1 protein-coding gene is annotated in these 1,333 nt (G+C 69.2%); it reads left to right on the top strand.

Annotated features, from left to right (window positions below; genetic code table 11):
- Positions 1–128 precede the first annotated feature (128 nt).
- A partial coding sequence (locus LK542_RS24755; RefSeq protein WP_227813981.1) for a class I adenylate-forming enzyme family protein occupies positions 129–1,333 on the top strand: 1,205 nt, incomplete at its 3' end.

Below are 1,333 nucleotides of genomic sequence, written 5' to 3' on the forward strand. Positions count from 1 at the left end.
CTGCACGTTGCTCGGGGCGAGCCGAATGCGGTGCGCTACGAGCATGGGTTCCTAGTGGTAGCCGCGGTCGTCATACTAAATGAGACCGTGTAGAGTTAAACAAGTTCTGGGCGAACTGCTAAAACCCTATGATCGATCCCTCTTCCCTGCCGCCGCGTATCAGCGACGTCGTCCGCGCGGGCGCCGCGCGCACTCCCACCGCACCGGCCCTGGTCGACAACGCGCGCGCCTGGTCCTACGGGGAGCTGCAATGCGACGTCGAACGCCAGGCACGACAGCTGCGCGAGCTGGGCGTGCGTGGCGGCGACCGCGTCATGATCGTCAGCGAAAACTGCGCCGCCCAGGTCGCGCTGCTGTTCGCCGTCGCGCGCCTGGACGCCTGGAGCGTCAACGTCAATGCGCGCCTGAGCCAGGGCGAGCTGGCCGCGATCCGCGCGCACTGCACGCCGCGCCGGGTGCTCACCATCACGGCGCATGGCGAGGTGATGGCAGGTCCGCTCGATCCGGACACCGTGCCGGAACCGGTGCGGCGCGACGCGGGCCAGGTCGCCGCACTGGTCTACACCACCGGCACCACCGGCCAGCCAAAGGGCGTGATGCTGACCCACGCGAACCTGCTGTTCGTGGCCGCCACGTCGAGCACCTTGCGCGGCCTGCAGCCATCCGACGTGGCATGCGGCGTGCTGCCGATCACCCACGTCTACGGCTTCAGCTCGGTCATGCTCGGCACCCTGTATGCGGGCGCCTGCCTGCACCTGATGCCGCGTTTTTCCGCCGAGGCGCTGCTGGAACAGATCCGCTCGAACGTCCTGACGATCGTGCAGGGCGTGCCGGCCATGTATGCGCGCCTGCTGGCCGTGGCAGGCAGCGAACCGGTCCCGTCTCGGCTGCGCTTCTGCTATGCCGGCGGCTCGCCGCTCGACCCGGTCCTCAAGCGCGAGGTGGAACGCGTGTTCGGGCTGCCCCTGCACAACGGCTACGGGCTCACCGAGAGCGGCCCGACCGTGTCCCAGACGCGCCTGGACGCGCCGCGCGCCGATACCTCGGTGGGCCACCCGATTCCGGGCGTCGAGGTGCGCATCGTCGAGGGGACGGGCGAATTGTGGGTGCGCGGGCCGAACGTGATGGCGGGCTACTACCGGGATCCAGAGCAGACCCGCGCCGCACTGCAGCCGGGCGGCTGGCTCGCCACCGGCGACGTCGCGACGGTGGGTCCGGACGGCGCGCTGTTCATCGCCGGCCGGCTGAAAGAACTCATCATCCGCTCCGGCTTCAATGTCTATCCGCTGGAAGTCGAGACGGCGCTCAACAGCCATCCTGCGGTGCTGCAGTC

Source organism: Massilia sp. IC2-477, from assembly GCF_020707265.1.
GTDB lineage: Bacteria > Pseudomonadota > Gammaproteobacteria > Burkholderiales > Burkholderiaceae_D > Telluria.